3 protein-coding genes are annotated in these 2,519 nt (G+C 64.9%); all 3 read right to left on the bottom strand.

Translation table 11 applies throughout. The annotated features are described in order from the left end of the window. Positions 1-514 precede the first annotated feature (514 nt). Positions 515-898: a MarR family EPS-associated transcriptional regulator gene (locus QZY48_RS18400; protein WP_295433853.1), complete on the bottom strand. Its 384-nt coding sequence runs from the start codon at positions 896-898 to the stop codon at positions 515-517. 654 nt (positions 899-1,552) lie between these two features. Beyond that, positions 1,553-1,765 carry a HEPN domain-containing protein gene (locus QZY48_RS34895; protein ID WP_366929729.1) on the bottom strand — a complete coding sequence of 71 codons (213 nt, stop codon included), beginning with the start codon at positions 1,763-1,765 and terminating at the stop codon, positions 1,553-1,555. A gap of 227 nt (positions 1,766-1,992) precedes the next feature. Then, on the bottom strand, positions 1,993-2,519 hold a 527-nt coding region (locus tag QZY48_RS18390), incomplete at its 5' end, for a GDP-mannose 4,6-dehydratase (RefSeq protein ID WP_295433847.1).

Here is a 2,519-nt window from a genome sequence, read left to right as displayed (position 1 = left end):
GACCAGGGGCGGCCGACGAACAGGTCGGTCAGCAGGATGCCGAGCCAGCGGTGCCAGGGTTTGTGGGGGCGTTTGTCCATGGATGGCGTTTCGGCGCGGGCCTCGATCACAATTCCGGCCACTGCCAACGCGCAGTACCGTGGGGTGGACAAGCACAGCGCGGTCCACCAACGGCGGCGCGGGATTCGGTAGACCTCGCTCCCGCTCGTCCACCTGGGCTTTGATCATGAATCCGGCGAGATCCCGGCTGGCACTCGTCGTGGCCGGGGGGCCGCTCCTACGGCGTCGGAGCGGACCCCCGGCCGCGACGGGATGCTGCAACCATGGGTGGCCGGAATCGTGTTCAAGGCCCGGCCGGGCCGCCCTGGGGTGCGGCGCTCCCGGTTGTTCGGCCTGACGGCTGAGCGGCCCGTGGCCGGGAGCATCCTGCGGGGACGACGGGTTGGACCGCGTTGCTCGCTGGTGGATGCGTTCGGGGCGGTCGCCGCAGTAGCGGCCGGCGGGTTACTGACGGCTAATCGCTGGCGGCTTCCCCAACGGGCGCTTGGGCGGCGGCGACCTCGGCGCGGAGCTGGGCGATGTCCTGTGCCAGCGCCTCGTGTTCCTCCAGTTTGCGCTGCAGGAAGCGCACGGCGATGCGGGTCTTGGCCTCGATGCCGCTGGGGGTGAGGAGGTAGGCGTAGGCGAGCTTGTGGTGGCTGTTCCGGAAGTTGGTGACCTTGACCCAGCCGCGCTCGATCAGTGCGTTGACGCAGTAGTTGAGGCTGCCGACGCTGACGCTGAGGACCTCGGAGAGCTGCCGTTGGCTGGCTTGGGGTTGCTCCGCGAGGTGCTTGAGCAGGCGGTAACGCAGGTCGTCGCTGAGGTGACGACGGACCTTGATTGGGGTGTCGGACACGCTACCGCCCTACCGTGACAGGACGGTACTCGGGGCTTGGGGGCTGATCGGCCGACGGGGCAGGCCGAAAATTCATGGGATGAACGTTAGTGAATGAGACCACAGTGGGCATGGGTTAGTCAATGCGCATCGCGGGAGGGCCGGTGGGTGCTGCTTGGAAGTGTGATCGGGTTCGCAATCGGTTGTCGCTGTGCGCCAGCAGTTCCACGTTTGGACGGCAGCGCGCGGCCTTTCGTGGATGCGCTACGCGCGACGTGCCCGCTCCCTCGCATCGTGGGGCGCGCCTTATAAACCCTACAGCAGGGCGAATTTCGGAGGGTGGATCAGCATAGCGCCTCCACCATCGGCCCCGTCGCCGGCACGCTGGCGGTTGCGCCCGCCCAAATTTGAACCTGCTAGCCGTGCGCTGCGGCCGGCATCCGTGGGACCCACCCTCAAGTAGTCGGCTGGGCGGTGGCGTGAGGGCCAGCGTGGGCGGGCAGGCGGACCGCGGACGTTGGACCTCTTTCGTCGGCCAAACGAGGCTTCGGCAGGGGTGGGTGCCGGCACGGCGCCGGGTGCCGGTCAACTTGCGTCGTCGAAGACCTCGGCGAAGGTCTGGGCGGTCAGGACCCGGTCGGACCACTCCAACAGCGTCTCGGGATCGCTCATGTCTCATCTGCCACGATCTTGATCGAATAGCCGTTCGAGATCATGCGTCCGCTCAACCCGAGCCCCATGGCGAACCAGCACGGCCTTGATGAGTTTTTCGCAGGCTTGCTGCGCGAGAAACCCAAGGGTTTCATGGGGGGGCGCGTCCCGTGCCGAGAAGCAATTCAAAGGATAGCCGATCCCTGGTTGCGGCACGCAATAGTTGGCGGGCCTCATCAAGCGGCGCGTTCATACAGGACCTTGCCGCCTCTCACCGCCTCGGAGACCGGTGATGTCTGCCAATTCTTGCGTCGTTCGAATTCATTCAGTGGAATGAGACGATTGACCGCGGATTGAATGAGCTGTGCGTTTAACATCGGAAAGGTCTCAGTGAGCGCTTGGTGCAGGTGTTCTCTGTTTAACCAGGGTGGTCATCATCATCGAGAAGCGGCGCGGGGCCTTGGTCATAATTCCGGTGGTTGACGACTGAGCAAGGTGTCGAAGTAGGCGATGGTTGGCTTCAGGCCGTCGCAGAGCGCAATCGTTGGCTCCCAGTGCAGGTGGTGCTTGGCCAAGCCGATGTCGGGCTGGCGTTGTCTGGGGTCGTCCTGGGGCAGGGACTCATACACGAACGACGAGCGCGAGCCGGTGAGGTCCAGGATGGTCTGCGCGAGTTCGCGGGGGTGGATGCTGGGGTCGCCATAGACCTCGCTGGTGGAGGCCTGGAAGATCTTGGCTTTGACCCGCTTGGCCAGGCCGAGCATGTTGATGGCGCCGTGGACGCTGGTCTTGGTGGTCTGCACCGGGTCGAACTGGTAGTGGATGGGCGAGGCGGGGCAGGCCAGGTTGTAGATTTCGTCCACCTCGACGTAGAGGGGGAAGGTGACGTCGTGCCGCAGCAGCTCGAAATAGGGGTTGTCGAGCAGGTGGGCGATGTTGTCTTTGGTGCCGGTGAAGAAGTTGTCGACACAGATGACGTCGTGGCCGTCGG

Source organism: uncultured Thiodictyon sp. (assembly GCF_903828115.1).
Lineage (GTDB): Bacteria > Pseudomonadota > Gammaproteobacteria > Chromatiales > Chromatiaceae > Thiodictyon.
The sequence above is the reverse complement of the archived record's forward strand: the minus strand, read 5'-3'. Positions and strand labels throughout refer to the sequence as shown.

Excerpts from the sequence above, each read along its gene's own strand:
- QZY48_RS34895 (WP_366929729.1), bottom strand. The coding sequence starts at position 1,765 with ATGAGGCCCGCCAACTATTGCGTGCCGCAACCAGGGATCGGCTATCCT.